Source organism: Cryobacterium sp. M96, from assembly GCF_002929845.1.
Lineage (GTDB): Bacteria > Actinomycetota > Actinomycetes > Actinomycetales > Microbacteriaceae > Cryobacterium > Cryobacterium sandaracinum.
On the sequence record NZ_PJJS01000038.1, the window covers coordinates 47580 to 64997 of the forward strand.

Below are 17418 nucleotides of genomic sequence, written 5' to 3' on the forward strand. Positions count from 1 at the left end.
CCGACGGCTCGCGTCGACACCCGTGAACGGAGCCCCACCATGACGAAGCCAACCGCTGTGCTCGCCTTCGCCGCCGTCGCCCTCGCGCTGGGCCTGACCGGATGCTCCACCGGCACCGACGGCTGCAACCGGCTCGTCGGCACCTGGTCGATGAGCGGCGACGCCGTCGAGCTCAGCACGCTCGCACGTGCCGACTGACCCGGCCGGGCGGTCAAGCTGCGCGGGCCCGACGCCCCGGGCTGGCCTCGGTTCCTGAGTAGTCTCGGTGCATGAGCGAACCCACACACGATGTCGTGATCATCGGCGGCGGACACAACGGCCTGACGGCCGCCGCCTATCTGGCCCTGGCCGGCAAAAGCGTTCTCCTGCTCGAGCAGGGCGAACACGTCGGAGGCGCGGCCATCTCCGCCCCGGCCTTCCCCGGCGTCGACGCGCGGCTCTCGCGCTACTCCTACCTGGTCAGCCTGCTGCCGCAGCGAATCATCGACGAACTCGGTCTCGAGATCGGGCTGGCCCGGCGCCGGTACTCCTCGTACACCCCCGATCCGGCCGACACCCGAACCGGACTCCTGGTCGACCGCGGCGACGAGCCGGCCACCCGCGCCAGCTTCGACCGGGTCGGCGCGGCCGCCGATTTTTCTGCCTGGAATGCCTTCTACCGTGACACGGAGAGCGTTGCCCGGGCGCTCTTCCCCACCGTCTGCGAGCCGCTGCCCACGCGCTCGGAGGCCAGGACCCTTCTCGGAGACGACATGCTTTGGGAGCAGTTCTTCGAGCGGCCGCTCGGCGGCGCGCTCCGTGATCGCTTCCAGAACGACCTCGTGCGCGGGGTGGTCGCCACCGACGGCCTGATCGGCACCTTCACGTCGCTGGACAGCGCGGAGCTCGACGCGAACCGCTGCTTCCTGTACCACGTCATCGGCAACGGGACCGGGGACTGGGACGTGCCGGTCGGCGGCATGGGTGCCGTCTCCGGCGAGCTGGAGAAGGCCGCCCGGCAGGCCGGCGCCCGAATCGTGACGGAGGCCGAGGTCACCGGCGTCACGCCGGAGGGCGAGGTGAGCTACCGGCACGGCGGCGCCCTGCGGGTCGTTCAGGGCCGGCACGTGCTCGCCAACGTCGCCCCGTGGGTGCTGCGGGGTCTCCTCGGCGAGGCCGCGCCGGCATCCGTGCGCCCCGACGTCGAGCCGGGTGCCGGCCCGAGTGCCGGGCCGAGCGCGGGGCCCGACGCCAAACCGGAGGGCGCGCAGGTCAAGGTGAACCTGCTGCTCCGCCGACTGCCGCTGCTGCGCGACGAGGACGTGTCCCCCGAGGCCGCGTTCGGCGGCACCTTCCACATCAACGAGACCCTGACCCAGCTGGAGAGCGCCTACGACCAGGCCGACCACGACGGCTTCCCCGAGCTGCTGCCCTGCGAGATCTACTGCCACTCGCTCAGCGACCCGAGCATCCTCTCCCCCGAGCTCGTCGCCGCCGGCGCGCAGACCCTCACGGTGTTCGCGCTGCACGCCCCGCACCGCTGGCTCACCGAGGAGAACAACGACGTCAGCCGCGACCGGCTGCAAGCCGCCGTTCTGGCGTCGCTGAATTCCGTTCTGGCCGAACCCATCGAGGACCTCTTGCTGAGCGATGCCGCCGGCCGGCCCTGCATCGAGACGAAGACCACGCTCGACCTGGAGCACGCCCTCAACCTCCCCGGCGGCAACATCTTCCACGGTCCTCTGGAATGGCCGTTCCTCGAGGACGACGCGCCGCGATCCACCGCGGCCGAGCGTTGGGGGGTGGCGACGGAGCATCCGCGGATTCTGATCTGTGGGGCGGGCGCCAGACGCGGCGGCGGCGTCAGCGGCATCGGCGGTCACAATGCGGCGATGGCGGTGCTCGAGGGGTAGGCGCCGGGTCCCGGCCGGAGGGCGTGGCTGTTGATCCCCGCCCGGAGAAGGGCATAGTTTTGTACTGAGGCCCGTGCCTCACTCACCGTGGAGGTTCGCATGTCATTCAAGCCAACCGGACGCCTTGCCTATCGCGAAGACGGTCTGTACCTCATGCTCGACCGGCTCTTCAGCGCGTCGAAGGACGACGTGTGGGCGAGCGTGAGCCGGTCCGCCGGTCTCCACGGCTGGATCGGAACCTACACGGGCGCTCCCGAGACCGGCGCCGTGCGATTCAAGTTGGACGAAGCGGATGCCGAGTGGGAGTACGTGAGCATTATCAAGTGCATCCCGCCGAAGCGGTTCACCGCCGACATCGGCGAGGGTGCCGCCGCCCGGCACGTGATTCTGCACCTCGTCGAGGGGGCGGGGATGACCACCCTCACCTTCGGCCAGCGCCTGCACTCCGCCGCGGAGGCCGCCACCGTCGGCCCGTTCTGGGACTACTACTTCGACCGTCTCGTTGCGGCGCGCACCGGTCAGCCGATACCCGCCCGGACCCACTACAAGCCCCACGTCGAGTACTACAGTGAGCTCATCCCGCCCAAGAAGGCCACCGAACCCACCGTCTAGTCCTGATCGATTGGTTGTGTCGCTCGCGGAGGATCAGAGCTGATCGCCCCGCGTGGACGCTGGTCGCCCGCGTGGACGCTGGTCAGCACAGGCGCCACGCCAGGCCCGGCGTCGAACCAATTCGACGGAGATTCTCGGGCAAAACTGCATTTCCGTATTGTTTCGGGTTGATTCGGGCAGAATCTCCGTCGAATTCGTTCGGGCTACGGGCGGGGGTGCCGCAGGACCCCCGGGCTCGGCTGACACGGCAGACACGGCGCGTGGCGCTCCCACTCAGGTCCAGTGGCTGGGCGCGGCGGCGCGGGTGGCGGGCATCGCGACATCCGCGCTCCACTCGAGCAGCCAGGCCGGCACCGTCACGTCCTCGGGCACCGCGCCCACGGCGTCGACGAGCTCGTCGATGCCCACGACCCCTCCGCTGCGCTTCAGGAACCGTCCGCGGATGAAGCCCTGCGCGTAGATCTCCGGGGTTCCGTCGGCGTCCGGCCGCACGAACCGCTGCTCCACGTAGACGGCCTTCTCGTCGAAGCCCAGGATGCGCGACTCCACCGTGAACTTCTGGCCGAGGGTCAGCGACTTGCGGAAACTAATCGTCTCCGACACCACCACCGGGTACCAGCCGCGCTTCAGGAAGATCGCCCAGATGCCGGTACGGTGCAGCATGTCGAAGCGGGCGATGTCCATGATCGACAGGTATACGCCGTTGTTCATATGCCGAAGGATGTCCTGGTCGGTCGGCAAAGTGATGAACCGGGTGCTGGCCACGTCGTAGTGGCCCAGGCGCGGGCCGAAGCGGGAGAGGACGGAGTGCAGGAGGGTGCGCCAGAGCATGTGCATCTTGAGAGGCTAGCCACCGGCGGTGCCGGGGCGCATTCTGCTGCCGCGAGCCACAAGCATCCGGGCCCGCACGACCGGAACCTGCACGATTACCACAGTGCCTCCGGTTGAGCGTGCCCGTTCCGCGGGTCACTCTCGACCGGACCAGGCACACTCGCGACAGCGGATGCCCCGGACTCCCGGCCGGGTTAACCTTTCGTATATGGTCCCATTGCCCAACCTGCTGACGTTCGCGCTGGCATCCGTCGCCCTGATCGTGCTGCCCGGACCCACCGTGCTGTTCGTGATCGGGCGGTCCCTGGCGCTCGGACGCCTCGGCGGCCTGCTGAGCGTGCTCGGCAACGCCCTCGGGCTGATCCCGGTGGTCGCGGCCGTCGCGCTGGGCCTCGGCGCAATCGTGACCGGGTCGATCGTGGTGTTCACGACGATCAAGTTCGCCGGCGCCGCGTACATCGTCTACCTCGGCGTGCAGGCCATCCGGCACCGGCACGCGGCCGCCCGGAGCATCGGTCTGAGCAGCGTGCCGAAGACGAAGTGGCGCCTGCTGGCCGAGGGATCGGTCGTGGGGATCAGCAACCCCAAGTCGATCGTGTTCTTCGTGGCCGTGCTGCCCCAGTTCGTGGACTACTCGGCCGGGGCCGTCCCGCTTCAGCTGCTGACCCTGGGCCTTGTGTTCGTGCTGCTTGCCCTGCTCGGCGACAGCGTGTGGGCCCTCGCGGCAGGCTCGGCCCGCGATTGGTTCGCCTCGTCCCCCCGCCGCATGGAGCACCTCTCCGCGGGCGGCGGCGTCATGATGATCGGCCTCGGCGGCGTGCTCGCCGCCACGGGCGCCCAAGCCTGACCTTGCCCCCGGTGGTCGACCGCGGTTCCGATATCGGCCCCGAAAGTCGGGCCTGTCGGACCCGGTGAGCCGATGTCCGAAGGTTTCTCTGCGGCCCGCATTGGTCGCGGCGCACCCGGTGGAAGCTGGCGGACCGTAGAACATGCGCCGGCTTCCACAGGGTGCGCCATGAACGTTCTAAGCGACGGTTGCGACGGTTGCGACGGTTGCGACGGCCGCGAGCGGCACCCCGGCGACGCGGCGCACGAAGGCACCCAGGCGGCGGTAGACCTCTTGCGATTCCGGATGTGCGGCGTCCTGCTGCCAGGTGTGGCGCGTGTTGGTCTGCTTCCGGTCGTAGATCAGCGCGTCGACCGCGATGGAGCGCCGGCGCAGCGCAGCGATGAAATTGAGGTTCGCCCGGTAGAAGTGGTCACGCTCCGAGGTGGTCACGAACACCGGCGGGAACCCGCGCTCGAGCCACTCGATCGGGGACATGAACCGGGCCGCGGTACGCAGCACGACCCCGCGGCCGCGCTCCGGCAGCAGCATCCGCAGAAGATTCAGGCTCAGCACGAATCCGCGCTCGAACATCACCGAGATGTCGGCGATGTTCGAGCACGATCCGGTGGGGATCCCCGCCGAACTCCTCGATGTGGCGGGCCACCCAGCACAACACCTCGTTGCCGTCGTCCAACATGTGCTTCAGCTGGAAGCGCGTCGCCATCCGGTAGTTCGCGTTGACGACGATCATGCCGTCGACCGCCTGGCTGGCCGCGTACTCCGTCAGCGGCGCCTTGTCGCCCGTGGACAACCTCGGAAGACCTCAGCTCAGGGGTTGTGGGCGGCTCCTCCGTGCACACCCGTGGCCTCGAGCACCGCGCGCGCCAGGGTGTGGAAGTGCAGGTTGAACCCCAGCACGGCCGGCGTGGAGTCCGGGTCGATGTCGAGCCGGGCCACGTCGACCGCGTGCACGATGAACTGGTACCGGTGCGTGCCGGTGCCGGCCGGAGGGCTCGCACCGACGAAAGCCGACTGACGGCCTTCATTGGGCAGGGTCACGGCACCCCTCGGCAGCAGCCGGCCGCCCGGAGCGCCGGCGTCTGCGGGCAGGGCCACGCAGTCGGCCGGCAGGTTGACGACCGCCCAATGCCAGAATCCGGACCCGGTCGGAGCGTCCGGGTCGTACAGGGTCACCGCGAAACTCTTCGTGTCGGCCGGGAATCCCGACCACTCCAGGTGCGGGGACAGGTTCCGGCCGCCGGAGCCGGTGCCGTACTGCGCCGCGGTGAGGGGCACTCCGTCGGTCATGTCCGTGCTCGTCAGCGTGAATAGCGGTACAGCGCCGAACCGGGCGAGAGGATCGTTCTGGGCCATTGGGCCTCCAATTGGTTGCCAGAAGCTTAGCCAGCCGGCCACCCGGCCCGCGCCCCCCACCCAGGCACCCACCCGGATATCAGCCGATTACCAGCCGGCGAACTCGGTAAAATGGCGCGGTGGCTATTCCGAAGATCCTGCTCTATTACGTCTTCACCCCGCTGGCCGACCCCGAGGCCGTGCGTCTCTGGCAGCGAGACCTGTGCGAATCGTTGGGCCTGCGCGGGCGAATCCTGATCTCCACCGACGGCCTCAACGGCACCGTCGGCGGCGATCTTCCCGCGATCAAGCGCTATCTGCGCAAGACTCGGGACTACGCCCCGTTCAAGAATCTCGACGTCAAGTGGAGCGAGGGCACCGGGCTCGATGAGCAGGGTTTGAGCCTCGACTTCCCCCGGCTGGTCGTGAAGGTGCGGGATGAGATCGTGAGCTTCGGCGCACCCGGCGAGTTGCGCGTCGACGCCGGCGGCGTGGTCGGCGGCGGCGCCAAGCTCTCCCCGGCCGAGCTGCACGCCCTCGTCGGTGAGCGAGGCGACGAGGTCGTTTTCTTTGACGGCCGCAACGCGTTCGAGGCCGAGATCGGCCGCTTCCAGAACGCGATCGTGCCGGATGTCGCCAACACCCGCGAGTTCGTGGCTGAGCTGGAGAGCGGCACGTACGACCACCTCAAGGACAAGCCCGTCGTCACCTACTGCACCGGCGGCATCCGCTGCGAGGTGCTCAGTTCCCTGATGAAGGAGCGCGGCTTCGGCGAGGTCTACCAGCTTGACGGCGGCGTCGTGCGCTACGGCGAGGCCTTCGGCGACGACGGCCTCTGGAACGGTTCGCTCTACGTCTTCGACCAGCGGATGTCGCTGGACTTCAGCGACCACACCGCCGTGATCGGGCGCTGCTTGGTGTGCGGTGAACCGACGAAGAACCTGCTCAACTGCCGAGATGCCTCCTGCCGGGAACAGCTCGTCGTCTGCCCTGGCTGCGTCGCTGCCAAGGCCCCGGCGTGCGCGGCCCACGCCACCGCCCACGCTGACGCGCACACCGGGGCCTGACCGGCCGCGGTGCGCCCTCTCGCAGATGCCGACATGCTACTTCCCCGGGGCAGGAGGCGGGGCTGTGATTGGATGCACTGTGACCTTTGATGCGCAGACGATCCGACCCAGCTTTCCCGCCCTCGCCACCGGCACGGCCTTCTTCGACGGCCCGGGCGGCACCCAGACCCCCCTGGCGGTCGGTTCCGCGATCGCGTCGACCCTGACCGGTCCGCTCTCGATCCGGGGAACCGGAAGTACCTCCCAGCAGAACGCGGAGGACGCCGTCACCGGGTTCCGGAGCGCCATGGCGGATCTGCTCGGCGCCGAAGAACGCGGAATCGTCTACGGACGCAGCGCCACGCAGCTGACCTACGACCTGGCGAACGCCCTGTCCGCCGGATGGGGCCCGGGCGACGAGGTCGTGGTCACCCGGCTCGACCACGACGCGAACATCCGCCCGTGGATGCAGGCCGCCGACCGGGCCGGCGCCACGGTGCGTTGGGCGGACTTCGACCCGGCCACCGGTGAGCTGAGCGTCCCGGACATCGCCGCGGTCCTCAGCGAGCGCACCCGGCTGGTAGCCGTGACCGCCGCCTCCAACCTGATCGGCACGCGCCCGCCCGTGGCGGCGATCGCCCGGCTCGCACATTCCGTCGGCGCGCTCCTCTACGTCGACGGCGTGCACTACACGCCGCACGCGTCGGTGGACGTCGCGGCGCTGGGAGCAGACTTCTTCGTCTGCTCGGCCTACAAGTTCTTCGGTCCGCACTGCGGGATTCTCGCTTCCGCGCCCGCGCTGCTCGAAACAATATATCCCGACAAGCTGGTGCCCTCGAGCGACCAGGTGCCCGAGCGTTTCGAGCTGGGCACGCTCCCCTACGAGACGATGGCGGGGGTCACGGCTGCCGTCGAATTCCTCGCCGGCCTCGGCGACGCCGCGCCGGCCGGGGCCTCTCGGCGGGAGCGCCTGATCCGCTCGTCCCAGGCTCTCGAACACCACGAGGAGACCCTGCGCGGCAAACTGGAGGCCGGCCTGGCGGAGCTGCCGGGGGCGCGACTGCACTCGAGGGCTGCCGTGCGCACACCCACCGTGCTGGTCACGTTCACCGGCCACGACACCGCGGATGCGTCCCGCCACCTGTGCAAGCAGGGCATCCTCGCCCCCGCCGGCTCGTTCTACGCCCTCGAAGCCTCCCGGCACCTCGGACTCGGCGACCGTGGCGGCCTGCGGATCGGCCTCGCCCCCTACAACACCGTCGATGAGGTGGCCCGGCTGCTCGCCGCACTGAGCGTCTTCCTCCGCGTCACCTGACCCGGTCGTCTCCGCCCCTAGGCTGGAACCAGATCCCAGAGATCGACTATCAGCGCGGGACTACCAGCAACGAAGGGGGAACGGATGCCGGTCGGCGCGGTCATCGAGTTCAGCAACATCACCAAGACGTTCGGCAACGTCACCGCGGTGGACAACCTGTCCTTCACCGTGGAGCCCGGCCGGGTCACCGGCTTTCTCGGCCCCAACGGCGCCGGAAAGACCACCACGCTGCGCATGCTGCTCGGGCTGGTCGCGCCCACGTCCGGCACGGCCACCATCGACGGCATCCGCTACCGTGACCTGCCGCGCCCGCTGCAGACCGTCGGGGCCGCCCTGGAGGCAGCCAGCTTCCATCCCGGCCGCAGTGCCCGGAACCACCTGGCGGTCTACGCCATCGCGGCGGGGCTGCCCTCCGCCCGCATCGACGCGGTGCTGCACACGGTCGGCCTCGGCGCACACGGCGCCCAGCGTGTCGGCGGCTTCTCGCTCGGCATGCGGCAGCGGCTCGGCCTGGCCTTCACCCTGCTCGGCGACCCCGGCGTGCTCGTGTTGGACGAGCCGATCAACGGGCTCGACCCGGAGGGGATCAAATGGATCCGCGGCTTCCTCCGCACCATGGCCGACGAGGGGCGCACGGTCCTGGTCAGCTCCCACCTGCTCTCCGAGGTGCAGCAGAGCGTCGACGACGTGATCATCATCGCCGACGGAGCCCTCGTGCACCGAGGCACCCTGTCGAGCCTCGAGACCGAGGCGGCGCCGCGCATCCTGGTCGACTCCCCCGACCGCACTGCTCTTGAGGCCGCCCTCAGCCAGGCCGGCATCGAGTTTTCCACCGGGCGCACCGGGTTGTTCGCCGCTGCGCCCGACCCGGCCCTGATCGGCCACATCGCGTTCTCGGCCGGCGTGGAACTCAGCGCTTTGCACCGGGAGAGGAAGGGGCTCGAGGAGGCATTCCTCGCCCTCGTGAACGGCCACGCAAACGGAAACGGAGGCGAGTCGCGATGACGTCCTTCAGCCGCGCCCTCGGTGCCGAGTTCGCCAAGCTCGGCACAACGCGCCTGTGGTGGGTCCTCGCCGCGGTCATGTTCGGTTATATCGCCCTGCTCGCCGGCGGCCTCTCGGCGCTGTTCGCGGGGATCGAGAGCGGCGCGATCAGCCCGGATGCCGCCGGTACCGGATCCCAGGGACTCGCCGGGTTCGGCAGCCTCCCACCCCTGATCTACAGCTTCGCGTCATCCGTCGGCTATGTCTTCCCGGTTCTGCTCGGGACCCTCGCCACTACGGGCGAATTCCGGCACCAGACCCTCACCCCCACGTTCCTCGCCAATCCCCGGCGGGCCCAGGTGCTCGGGGCCAAGACGATCGCTCTCTTCGTGGTCGGCGCGGTCTTCGGGGTCGTCGCGCTGCTCGCATCCGTCGGCGTCGGCGCGCTCGTCATCAACGCGTTCGACGTCGACCCGCTGCTGGCCGATAGCGCTACCTGGGCGCTGATCGGCCGCACGGTTCTCGCCATGGCCATCTGGTCGACCATTGGTGTGGGCCTCGGCGTGCTCGTGCATAGCCAAGTGGCGTCGATCGTCATCGTGCTCGCCTTCACCCAGTTCGTCGAACCGCTGCTGCGCTTCGCATCCCTGTTCACCGACGTGACGCGAGGGATCGGCAACTACCTGCCGGGGGCCGCCTCCGATGCCCTGGTCGGCGCGAGCTTTTTCACCCTCGCCGCGCCGGGAGGCACCCCGGCGGCGCTGCTCGAGTGGTGGCAGGGCGGGCTCGTCCTCCTGGCCTACATGCTCGCCGCGACCGTGATCGGCTATGCGGTCAGCTGGAAGCGCGACGTCACCTGAACACCTGACCCGAACGCCCGCGTAGTCTCGACGCATGGGTATTGAGACTGAGTTCCGGGCCATCGTCGTCGACCGCATCGAAAATGCCGAGGGCCGGAAGACGCAGAGCGCGGCCCTCCGCGTGGTTGACGACGGCTTCCTGATGGCCGGCGACGTCACCATCGCGGTCGAGTACTCAAGCATCAACTACAAGGACGGGCTCGCCCTGATGGGCCGCCCCGGGGTCGTGCGCGCCTGGCCCCTGGTCGCCGGGATCGACCTGGTCGGAACGGTCGAGCAGAGCGCCGACCCGCGCTGGTCGGCCGGAGACCAGGTCATCCTCAACGGGGCCGGTCTGAGCGAGACGCACCACGGCGGGTTGGCCGAACGGGCCCGCGTGTCGGGGGGCTCCCTGGTGCGGCTGCCGAGCGGTATCAGCGCCGTGCGGGCCGCCGCGATCGGCACGGCCGGGTTCACCGCCATGCTGTCCGTGCTCGGCCTCGAACGGGGTGGGGTCACGCCGGAGTCCGGTGCCGTGCTCGTGACCGGCGCTGCCGGCGGGGTCGGCAGCGTCGCCGTGGCACTGCTCGCCGCCCGCGGCTTCCAGGTGCACGCGTCAACCGGCCGCATCGATGAGCTCGGGGACTACCTGCGCGGGCTCGGTGCCGTCGAACTCGTCGATCGCCGCACCCTCAGCGAGGCCGGCAAACCGCTGCAGGGCCAGCGCTGGGCCGGGGCCGTCGATTCGGTCGGCAGCGCGACCCTCGCCAACGTCCTCGCCCAGACGAACTACGGCGGAGTGGTCACCTCCTGCGGCCTGGCCCAGGGGGCCGACCTTCCGGCCACGGTCATGCCCTTCATCCTGCGCGCCGTCAGCCTGATCGGGATCAATTCGGTCGAGGCTCCGCTCGCCCAGCGCGAGGAGGCCTGGCAGCGCCTCGCCTCGGACCTCGACCTGGGCCTGCTCGACCACCTCACCCAGGTGATCCCGCTGGAGGCGAGCTTCGATGCCGCCGCGGGCATCCTCGCGGGCACCATGCACGGTCGAACCGTCGTCGACGTGCGCCGCTAGCACGCGACTCCGAGGCTGCGGCTGCGGCTGCCGCTGTGGCTGCCGCTGCCGCTGCCGCTGCGGCTTAACGTCGTCCCGAACGAATCCGACGGAGATTTTGCTCAAAACAGGCCCTAAACATCCGTCTCAGTCCGGAATCGGTAGAATCTCCGTCGAATCGGTTCGACAGCGGACGTGCTCGACCAGTGGGACGGTCAACCGCCGAGCTTGAGCGACGCGATCAGGTCCGGGGCGTGGTTGGTGGTCAGGATCACCCGGGAGAACTCGTCGTCAATGAGGTCGATCACGACCGCCTGGCGCTTGCGCTTGATCGCCAGGAAGTCCTTGCCGCCGCGGAACTTCCAGGTGCCCACCGCGACCACCAGCGGCAGGCCCACCCCGGGAGAACGGATCCCGCGGATCCAGATCCACGGGTCATCCGTGATCGTCACCGAACGGATGTTCCCGCGCGGTACGACGATGTCCTCGCGCCGCAGGGCGAGGGTCTTCTCCGCTTTCGTGAGGTGGATCTCAAGCCGGTCAGGGTGAACGCGGAGGGAAGCCATGCGTCTAGTCTGCCTGTTCCGGGACGAAATCCACCTGTCGGAACCTCACAAAGGAATAACTCCCGGGTGTACGGGTCACACCTGCGGGTCACACCTGCGGGGTCGCGGCGGCCGCGGCCTTCGCTGCGGCAGGGAGGGCGTCAAGGATCCAGCCGACCGCGCTCTCGTCGTGGGCGTTGGAGACGAACCAGGCCTCGAACACGGACGGCGGCAGCGAAACGCCCTGATCCAGCATGGAGTGGAAGAACGGACCGTAGCGGAACGTCTCCTGGCGCTGCACCTGAGCGTAGTTCCGAGGCGCGCTGGCGGCGGCTTCGGCACCGAATACGAAGCTGAACAGGTTGCCGGCCCGCTGCACGCTGTGCGCGACACCCTCGGCCGAGAAGGCGGCGGAGACGGCCTCGGAGAGCAGCAGCGCGGTGGCGTCGATGCGCTCGTAGACGCTCTCGTCCAGGGCCCGCAAGGTGGCGATGCCGGCGGCGACCGCCACCGGGTTCCCGGAGAGCGTGCCGGCCTGATAGACCGGGCCGTTCGGAGCCAGGAAGTCCATCACGTCGGCGCGACCGCCGAGGGCCGCCACCGGCAGGCCTCCGCCGATGACCTTGCCGTAGGTGAACAGGTCCGGCGTGTAGTCCGCCTGCCCCTGGCCCACGGTGTCCAGTCCCCAGTAGCCGGCCGGATGCACCCGGAAGCCGGTGAGGACCTCGTCGATGATGAGGAGCGCGCCTTGCTCGTGCGCGAGGGCGGTGAGCGCGGCGTTGAAGCCGGCGTCGGGAGCCACGACACCCATGTTCGCCGCCGCCGCCTCGGTGATCACGGCGGCGATCCGGCCCGGGTGCGCCTCGAAGGCGACTCGTACGGCATCCAGGTCGTTGTACGGCAGCACGAGGGTCTGCGCGGCCGTCGCTGCCGTGACCCCGGCCGAGCCGGGCAGGGCCAACGTGGCCAGGCCGGACCCTGCCTGAGCCAGCAGTCCGTCCGAGTGACCGTGGTAATGCCCGGCGAACTTGATCAGCAGGTCGCGACCGGTGAAACCGCGGGCCAGACGGATGGCCGTCATGGTGGCCTCGGTGCCGGTCGAGACCAGGCGCAGCTTCTCGACCGCGCCGACGCGTTCCTCGATCAGTTCGGCCAGGATGGTCTCGCCGGGCGTAGAGGCACCGAAGGACAGGCCGAGCGCGGCGGCATCCTGCACCGCCTGCACGACCTCCGGGTGGGCGTGGCCGAGGATGGCCGGGCCCCAGGAGCTGACCAGGTCGACGTATTCACGCCCGTCCGAGTCGGTGACGTAGGCACCCTTCGCTTTCACCAGGAACAGCGGGGTGCCCCCGACCGACCGGAAGGCCCGAACGGGTGAGTTCACTCCGCCGGGGATGGCGCGCTGCGCGCGGGCGAAGAGATCGTCGTTGCGGGACATCATCGGGCCTGTCTTTCGTTGAACCAGGTGGCCAGTTCGACCGCCCAGTAGGTGAGCACGGCGTCCGCTCCGGCGCGACGGATGCTGAGCACGGACTCCTCGACGGCCCGGCGGCGGTCGATCCAGCCGTGGGCGGCTGCGGCCTCAATCATCGCGTATTCACCGGACACCTGGTAGGCCCAGACCGGAACGTCACTGACGGCGGCGACCTCGGCGAGCACGTCGAGATAGCTGCCGGCGGGCTTCACCATCACGACGTCGGCGCCCTCCTGGATGTCGAGCCGGGCCTCGCGCACGCCCTCCCGGCGGTTCGCCGGGTCGAGCTGGTAGCTGCGCCGGTCACCGTCGAGGGTTGACTCCACCGCGTCGCGGAAGGGACCGTAGAAGGCCGAGGCGTACTTGGCCGAGTAGGCGAGCACGGCCGTATCGACGTAGCCGTTCTGGTCGAGCGCCTGGCGCACGGCGGCAACCTGGCCGTCCATCATTCCGCTCAGGCCGAGCAGCTGCGAGCCGGAGGCCGCCTGCACGAGCGCCATGTCGCAGTAGCGCTCGAGGGTGGAATCGTTGTCGACGCTGCCGTCTGCGCCGACCAATCCGCAGTGGCCGTGGTCGGTGAACTCGTCGAGGCAGAGGTCGGTCTGCACGACGAGGGCGTCGCCGACCTCGTCGGCCAGCGCGCGGGTGGCGGCGTTGAGGATGCCGTCGGGATCGGTCGCCCCGGAGCCGACGGCGTCGCGCACGGTCGGCACCCCGAAGAGCATGACGCCGCCGATGCCCGCTCCCGCGGCCTCGGTCACCGCCCGCCGGGCGCTGTCAATGGTGTGCTGAACCACCCCGGGCATCGACTGGATCGGCATCGGGTCGCCGCTGCCCTCCCGCACGAACATCGGAAGAACCAATTCGGAGGGGTGCAGACGGATTTCGCTGGCCAGGCGACGGAGCGCGGGAGTGGTGCGCAACCGTCGCGGGCGGATGACGGGGTTTATCACCCGTCAATGCTACGTCGCCGGGCCGGGCGTGCGCGAACCGTCAGCGGGATCGGGCGACGTGCACCAGGGCCTGGATCAAGGACTCGGCGCTGGGCGAGTCGGCCACGACGTCGACGCGCAGGCCGATGGCCGCCGCATCCCGCGCCGTGCGCGGCCCGATGCAGGCCACCACGGTCGATTCGGGGATCGGCCCGAGTTGGTCCTGCACCTGCTGCGCCACGCTTCCGGAGGTGACGAGCAGGGCCTGGACAGTGCCGGCCGCGACGTCCGCGACGACGCGCTGGTCGACCGGGACGCCGATGGTGCGGTATGCGACGACCGATTCGACGTCGTGGCCGATCCGGCGCAGCCCCTCGGTCAGCAGCGGCTTGGCGATTTCCGAGCGGAGAGTGAGGATGCGCAGCGGCACCTGGCCCGAGGTGGCCGTTTCCCACTCCTCGAGGAGTCCGCGGGCCGAGTTGTCTTCGGAGGGGACGATGTCGACCCGGTAACCGGCCGCGATCAGGGCCGCGGCCGTTGTCTCGCCGACCGCCGCGATGCGCGTGGACGCGGCCACGACGGCACGGTGCGACGACAGAACGTCAACGGTCGTGGCGCTGGTCACGGTCATCCAGTCGAAGTCGCCCGCCGCGAGGCGTGCCAGGGCGGCCTCGAGCGCGGGGGCGTCGTCGGTCGGGGCGAAGTTGATCATGGGGGCCACGATCGGCTGGGCGCCCTTGGAACGCAGGTCGGCGGCGACGTGGTCGCCCCACGGGCCGCCGCGCGGCACGAGAACCCGCCAGCCGGTGAGCGGCTTGGCGAGGCTGGCTTTTGTCTTGTAACGCGAGTTCATCACGAAGTCACCTTGATCGGGGCGAAGTCGGCAGCGCCGCCGGCGAGCAGGTCAAACGAAACACGGTTGGACACGTCTTGCGCGGCTTCGGCCAGGTGCGCAATGGAGTGGGAGTCGGGGGTGGCGGCATGGGAGCTCACGACGCTGCGGGAGCCGTCCGGGCTGTACACCGTGGCGGTGAGGAACAGGAGCCCGTCGTCGATCGCGGCCATGGCGCCGATGGGCGCGGCGCAGCCGGCTTCGAGCCGCTCCAGCACCAGACGCTCGGCCATGACGGTGGTCTGGCTGGTCGAGTGATTGATCGCAGTGAGGGCCGTGGCGAGAGTACGGTCGAGCTTCCCGTCGCGCACCTCGAGCGCGAGCGCGCCCTGGCCGGGAGCGGTCGGCCAATCCGACAGTTCCAGGTATTCGCCGTCCACGGACTCGAGCAGCGCCAGCCGGCTGAGGCCCGCGGCGGCGAGCACGACGGCGTCGAGGTCGCCCTCGGCCACACGGTTCAGACGGGTCTCCACGTTGCCACGGATGTCCACGACGTCCAGGTCCGGGCGCAGCGATCGCAGCTGGGCGGCCCGGCGCGGTGACCCTGTGCCGACTCGCGCGCCCTCGGGCAGCGTGGTCAGGTTCAGCCCATCGCGGGCGCACAGCACGTCGCGCGCATCCGCCCGCTTCGGGGTGGCGCCGATTCGGAGGCCCGGGTAGGCGGCCGTCGGCAGATCCTTGAAGGAATGCACGACGACGTCGCATTCTTCGGCCAGGAGCGACTCCCGCAGGGCGCTGGCGAAGACGCCCGTGCCGCCCAGGCTTGACAGAGACTCGCGGGAGGTGTCGCCGTGCGTCGTGACCGTGACGATTTCGACCTCGGAGCCGGACGCGGTCGCGATGCGGTTCGCAATCGCAGTGGTCTGCGCCAGGGCGAGCGCGCTGCCACGGGTTCCGACGCGGATCAGGCTCACGGAGCCATCCCGGCGACGGCCGGTTTGAAGCCCAGGCGCACGTTCTCGCAGCAACCAGGGCGGCAGACGTCGTACCAGGGTCCGAGGTCGGTCTCGTGCGGACGAGCGTCGGCGGGGGTGTCGTTCATGCGCTCCTCAACCAGGTCGATGAGCCCGCTCACGAAGGCCGGGTCGACGCCGGGCGTCGGCACCCGCACGGACACCAGGCCGAGGTCCCCGGCGGTCTCGGTGGCCTCGTTGTCGAGGTCCCACATGACCTCCATGTGGTCACTGACGAAGCCGAGCGGCACGATGACGATGGCACGGATGCCCCGCTCCGGCAGCAACGCGATGGCGTCGTTGATGTCGGGCTCGAGCCACGGCATGGTGGGCGGCCCGCTGCGGGACTGGAAGACCAGCTGCCACGGGGTGTCCACCCCGACCATGACCTTCTGGGCGACGGCGAGGTGCTGCGCCGCGTAGGCGCCGCCCTCGCCGAAGCCGCGCTCGGCCGGGCCGCTCTTGTTGGCGTCGGTCATCGGGATCGAGTGGGTCGAGAACAGGATTTCGACCTCGGTGGCCAGGTCGATTCCGGGGACCTGGGCCACGACATCCGCGAGCCCCTTCTGGAGGGCGGTCACGAACGGGGTGACGAATCCGGGGTGGTCGAAGAACTGGCGCACCTTGTCGATGTGCACCACGCCCTCCAGCCCGGTCGCGGTCAGCGCGGCCGCGAAGTCCTCGCGGTACTGGCGGCAGCCGGAGTAGGAGCTGTAGGCGCTGGTGGCGATGGCCAGGAGCCGGGTCTGGCCGTTGTCGTTGGCCTCGCTGATGGTGTCGCGCAGGTAGGGTGCCCAGTTGCGGTTGCCCCAGAGCACGGGCAGGTTGATGCCGCGGCGTTCGAGTTCGGCCTGGAGCGCGGCGCGAAGCACACGGTTCTGGTCGTTGATCGGGCTGACCCCGCCGAAGTGGCGGTAGTGCTTGGCGACCTCTTCGAGGCGCTCCTCGGGGATGCCGCGCCCGCCGGTGACGTTGCGCAGGAACGGGATCACATCGTCCTGACCCTCGGGGCCGCCGAAGCCGGCGAGCAGGATGGCATCGTAGGTAGTCATTACTGCAGAACCTCCACCAGTTCGGCCGTCGAGATGCGGCGGCCGGTGTAGAACGGGACCTCTTCGCGCACGTGGCGGCGCGCCTCGGTGTTGCGCAGTTCGCGCATCAGGTCGACGAGCTCGGTGAGCTCGTCGCTTTCGATCGGCAGCAGCCACTCATAGTCGCCGAGGGCGAACGAGGAGACGGTGTTGGCGATGGCTCCGCGGAAGGCCGCGCCCTTGCGGCCGTGGTCGGCGAGCATGGCGCTGCGCTCGGCCTCCGGCAGCAGGTACCACTCGTAGCTGCGCACGAACGGGTAGAGGGTCAGCCAGCCCTTCGGCTCCACTCCACGCAGGAACCCAGGCACATGGCTCTTGTTGAACTCGGCGTCGCGGTGCACGCCCATGGCGTTCCAGGTCGGCAGGAGGCTTTTGAGGAGGCGGCTACGACGCAGCTGGCGGTGGGCCCACTGCAGGGTCTCGGCCTCCGGTGCGTGGGTCCAGATCATCACGTCGGCGTCGGCGCGGAGCCCGGAGACGTCGTAGAAGCCGCGGACGGTGACGCCCTCGGCCTCAACAAGACCGATGACGTCGTCGAGCTCCAGGACGGCTCGGGGCACATCGTGGCCGTCGAGGTCGTCCGGGTTGCTCGGATCTTTGCGCAGCACAGCGAAGAGCGTGAAACCCTGCGGCGACGCGTCTGGCGCGTCAGTCGTTCCGTGGGTCTCGGCAGAGGTGGTGGAGTGAGGTGGGTTTACTGCCTCTCCGGCAGCCGGGTGAGTCATAACTACTAGTCTCTACTCCTTTGCCGCGAGAGCCAAAACTGCGCGGTCGGGTAC

Annotated in this window: 19 protein-coding genes and 1 pseudogene; 9 read left to right on the forward strand and 11 right to left on the reverse strand. The window is 69.7% G+C overall.

Annotation, left to right across the window (positions count from 1 at the left end):
• Positions 1-39 precede the first annotated feature (39 nt).
• The 3 genes from CXY79_RS15890 (at position 40) to CXY79_RS04355 (ending at position 2504) form a co-directional block, all read left to right on the forward strand.
• Positions 40-198, forward strand: a complete 159-nt coding sequence (locus CXY79_RS15890; RefSeq protein WP_158250222.1) for a hypothetical protein — start codon at positions 40-42, stop codon at positions 196-198.
• A gap of 71 nt (positions 199-269) precedes the next feature.
• Complete coding sequence (locus tag CXY79_RS04350; RefSeq protein WP_104099921.1) at positions 270-1892, forward strand: NAD(P)/FAD-dependent oxidoreductase; 1623 nt, start codon at positions 270-272, stop codon at positions 1890-1892.
• A 99-nt stretch (positions 1893-1991) separates the two neighbouring features.
• The gene (locus CXY79_RS04355) at positions 1992-2504 is read left to right on the forward strand and encodes a hypothetical protein (RefSeq protein ID WP_104099922.1); all 513 of its coding nucleotides are present in this window, start codon (positions 1992-1994) and stop codon (positions 2502-2504) included.
• Positions 2505-2777: 273 nt separating this feature from the next.
• Here the strand turns inward: CXY79_RS04355 and CXY79_RS04360 are convergent, their stop codons facing one another.
• Positions 2778-3341, reverse strand: coding sequence for a thioesterase family protein (locus CXY79_RS04360; protein WP_104099923.1), 564 nt, complete (start codon positions 3339-3341; stop codon positions 2778-2780).
• 202 nt (positions 3342-3543) lie between these two features.
• Here CXY79_RS04360 and CXY79_RS04365 point away from each other — a divergent pair, with 202 nt between their 5' ends.
• Positions 3544-4182 (forward strand): LysE family translocator, encoded by a 639-nt coding sequence (locus CXY79_RS04365; RefSeq protein ID WP_104099924.1) that lies wholly within the window; start codon positions 3544-3546, stop codon positions 4180-4182.
• A gap of 177 nt (positions 4183-4359) precedes the next feature.
• On the opposite strand, the gene CXY79_RS04370 is transcribed toward CXY79_RS04365, so the two are convergent.
• The 3 genes and pseudogenes from CXY79_RS04370 to CXY79_RS04375 all read right to left on the reverse strand — a co-directional run bounded on the left by CXY79_RS04370 (position 4360) and on the right by CXY79_RS04375 (position 5538).
• Positions 4360-4755: an alpha/beta hydrolase gene (locus CXY79_RS04370; protein WP_104099925.1), complete on the reverse strand. Its 396-nt coding sequence runs from the start codon at positions 4753-4755 to the stop codon at positions 4360-4362.
• A gap of 82 nt (positions 4756-4837) precedes the next feature.
• Positions 4838-4915: pseudogene (locus CXY79_RS16880) on the reverse strand (hypothetical protein); the annotation flags it as partial.
• Between the two features lie 77 nt (positions 4916-4992).
• A complete protein-coding gene (locus tag CXY79_RS04375; RefSeq protein WP_104099926.1) occupies positions 4993-5538 on the reverse strand; it encodes a YbhB/YbcL family Raf kinase inhibitor-like protein in 546 nt (181 codons plus the stop codon).
• Positions 5539-5657: 119 nt separating this feature from the next.
• Here CXY79_RS04375 and CXY79_RS04380 point away from each other — a divergent pair, with 119 nt between their 5' ends.
• The 5 genes from CXY79_RS04380 to CXY79_RS04400 all read left to right on the forward strand — a co-directional run bounded on the left by CXY79_RS04380 (position 5658) and on the right by CXY79_RS04400 (position 10773).
• Complete coding sequence (locus CXY79_RS04380; protein ID WP_104099927.1) at positions 5658-6584, forward strand: rhodanese-related sulfurtransferase; 927 nt, start codon at positions 5658-5660, stop codon at positions 6582-6584.
• Positions 6585-6663: 79 nt separating this feature from the next.
• On the forward strand, positions 6664-7878 hold the full coding sequence (locus CXY79_RS04385) for a cysteine desulfurase-like protein (protein WP_104099928.1): 1215 nt from the start codon (positions 6664-6666) through the stop codon (positions 7876-7878).
• 84 nt (positions 7879-7962) lie between these two features.
• Positions 7963-8883, forward strand: coding sequence for an ABC transporter ATP-binding protein (locus CXY79_RS04390; RefSeq protein WP_104099929.1), 921 nt, complete (start codon positions 7963-7965; stop codon positions 8881-8883).
• Entirely contained in the window at positions 8880-9722 is an 843-nt protein-coding gene (locus CXY79_RS04395) for an ABC transporter permease (protein WP_104099930.1), read from the forward strand. The genes CXY79_RS04390 and CXY79_RS04395 overlap by 4 nt, the downstream gene beginning before the upstream one ends.
• A 34-nt stretch (positions 9723-9756) precedes the next feature.
• Positions 9757-10773: an MDR family oxidoreductase gene (locus CXY79_RS04400; RefSeq protein ID WP_104099931.1), complete on the forward strand. Its 1017-nt coding sequence runs from the start codon at positions 9757-9759 to the stop codon at positions 10771-10773.
• A gap of 194 nt (positions 10774-10967) precedes the next feature.
• Here CXY79_RS04400 and CXY79_RS04405 read toward each other — a convergent pair whose 3' ends face one another.
• The 7 genes from CXY79_RS04405 to hemQ form a co-directional block, all read right to left on the reverse strand.
• On the reverse strand, positions 10968-11318 hold the full coding sequence (locus CXY79_RS04405; RefSeq protein WP_104099932.1) for a hypothetical protein: 351 nt from the start codon (positions 11316-11318) through the stop codon (positions 10968-10970).
• Between the two features lie 88 nt (positions 11319-11406).
• Positions 11407-12735, reverse strand: coding sequence for a glutamate-1-semialdehyde 2,1-aminomutase (hemL, locus tag CXY79_RS04410; protein WP_104099933.1), 1329 nt, complete (start codon positions 12733-12735; stop codon positions 11407-11409).
• The gene (gene hemB, locus CXY79_RS04415; RefSeq protein ID WP_369827931.1) at positions 12735-13721 is read right to left on the reverse strand and encodes a porphobilinogen synthase; all 987 of its coding nucleotides are present in this window, start codon (positions 13719-13721) and stop codon (positions 12735-12737) included. Before hemB ends, hemL begins: the two co-directional genes overlap by 1 nt.
• Positions 13722-13764: 43 nt before the next feature.
• On the reverse strand, positions 13765-14556 hold the full coding sequence (locus tag CXY79_RS04420) for a uroporphyrinogen-III synthase (RefSeq protein WP_104099935.1): 792 nt from the start codon (positions 14554-14556) through the stop codon (positions 13765-13767).
• A complete protein-coding gene (gene hemC / locus CXY79_RS04425) occupies positions 14556-15509 on the reverse strand; it encodes a hydroxymethylbilane synthase (RefSeq protein ID WP_104099936.1) in 954 nt (317 codons plus the stop codon). The genes CXY79_RS04420 and hemC overlap by 1 nt, the downstream gene beginning before the upstream one ends.
• The gene (locus CXY79_RS04430) at positions 15506-16600 is read right to left on the reverse strand and encodes a ferrochelatase (protein WP_104099937.1); all 1095 of its coding nucleotides are present in this window, start codon (positions 16598-16600) and stop codon (positions 15506-15508) included. The genes hemC and CXY79_RS04430 overlap by 4 nt, the downstream gene beginning before the upstream one ends.
• Positions 16600-17364: a hydrogen peroxide-dependent heme synthase gene (gene hemQ, locus CXY79_RS04435; protein WP_104099938.1), complete on the reverse strand. Its 765-nt coding sequence runs from the start codon at positions 17362-17364 to the stop codon at positions 16600-16602. Before hemQ ends, CXY79_RS04430 begins: the two co-directional genes overlap by 1 nt.
• Positions 17365-17418 lie beyond the last annotated feature (54 nt).

What these genes read in the sequence shown, in the direction of transcription:
- CXY79_RS15890 (WP_158250222.1), top strand. Translation starts at nt 40, where the DNA reads ATGACGAAGCCAACCGCTGTGCTCGCCTTCGCCGCCGTCGCCCTCGCG.
- CXY79_RS04430 (WP_104099937.1), bottom strand. Translation starts at nt 16,600, where the DNA reads ATGACTACCTACGATGCCATCCTGCTCGCCGGCTTCGGCGGCCCCGAG.
- CXY79_RS04370 (WP_104099925.1), bottom strand. Translation starts at nt 4,755, where the DNA reads ATGTTCGAGCGCGGATTCGTGCTGAGCCTGAATCTTCTGCGGATGCTG.
- CXY79_RS04395 (WP_104099930.1), top strand. Translation starts at nt 8,880, where the DNA reads ATGACGTCCTTCAGCCGCGCCCTCGGTGCCGAGTTCGCCAAGCTCGGC.
- hemQ (WP_104099938.1), bottom strand. Translation starts at nt 17,364, where the DNA reads ATGACTCACCCGGCTGCCGGAGAGGCAGTAAACCCACCTCACTCCACC.
- hemL (WP_104099933.1), bottom strand. Translation starts at nt 12,735, where the DNA reads ATGTCCCGCAACGACGATCTCTTCGCCCGCGCGCAGCGCGCCATCCCC.
- CXY79_RS04355 (WP_104099922.1), top strand. Translation starts at nt 1,992, where the DNA reads ATGTCATTCAAGCCAACCGGACGCCTTGCCTATCGCGAAGACGGTCTG.
- CXY79_RS04350 (WP_104099921.1), top strand. Translation starts at nt 270, where the DNA reads ATGAGCGAACCCACACACGATGTCGTGATCATCGGCGGCGGACACAAC.
- CXY79_RS04365 (WP_104099924.1), top strand. Translation starts at nt 3,544, where the DNA reads ATGGTCCCATTGCCCAACCTGCTGACGTTCGCGCTGGCATCCGTCGCC.
- CXY79_RS04405 (WP_104099932.1), bottom strand. Translation starts at nt 11,318, where the DNA reads ATGGCTTCCCTCCGCGTTCACCCTGACCGGCTTGAGATCCACCTCACG.
- CXY79_RS04400 (WP_104099931.1), top strand. Translation starts at nt 9,757, where the DNA reads ATGGGTATTGAGACTGAGTTCCGGGCCATCGTCGTCGACCGCATCGAA.
- CXY79_RS04390 (WP_104099929.1), top strand. Translation starts at nt 7,963, where the DNA reads ATGCCGGTCGGCGCGGTCATCGAGTTCAGCAACATCACCAAGACGTTC.
- CXY79_RS04375 (WP_104099926.1), bottom strand. Translation starts at nt 5,538, where the DNA reads ATGGCCCAGAACGATCCTCTCGCCCGGTTCGGCGCTGTACCGCTATTC.
- CXY79_RS04360 (WP_104099923.1), bottom strand. Translation starts at nt 3,341, where the DNA reads ATGCACATGCTCTGGCGCACCCTCCTGCACTCCGTCCTCTCCCGCTTC.
- CXY79_RS04420 (WP_104099935.1), bottom strand. Translation starts at nt 14,556, where the DNA reads ATGAACTCGCGTTACAAGACAAAAGCCAGCCTCGCCAAGCCGCTCACC.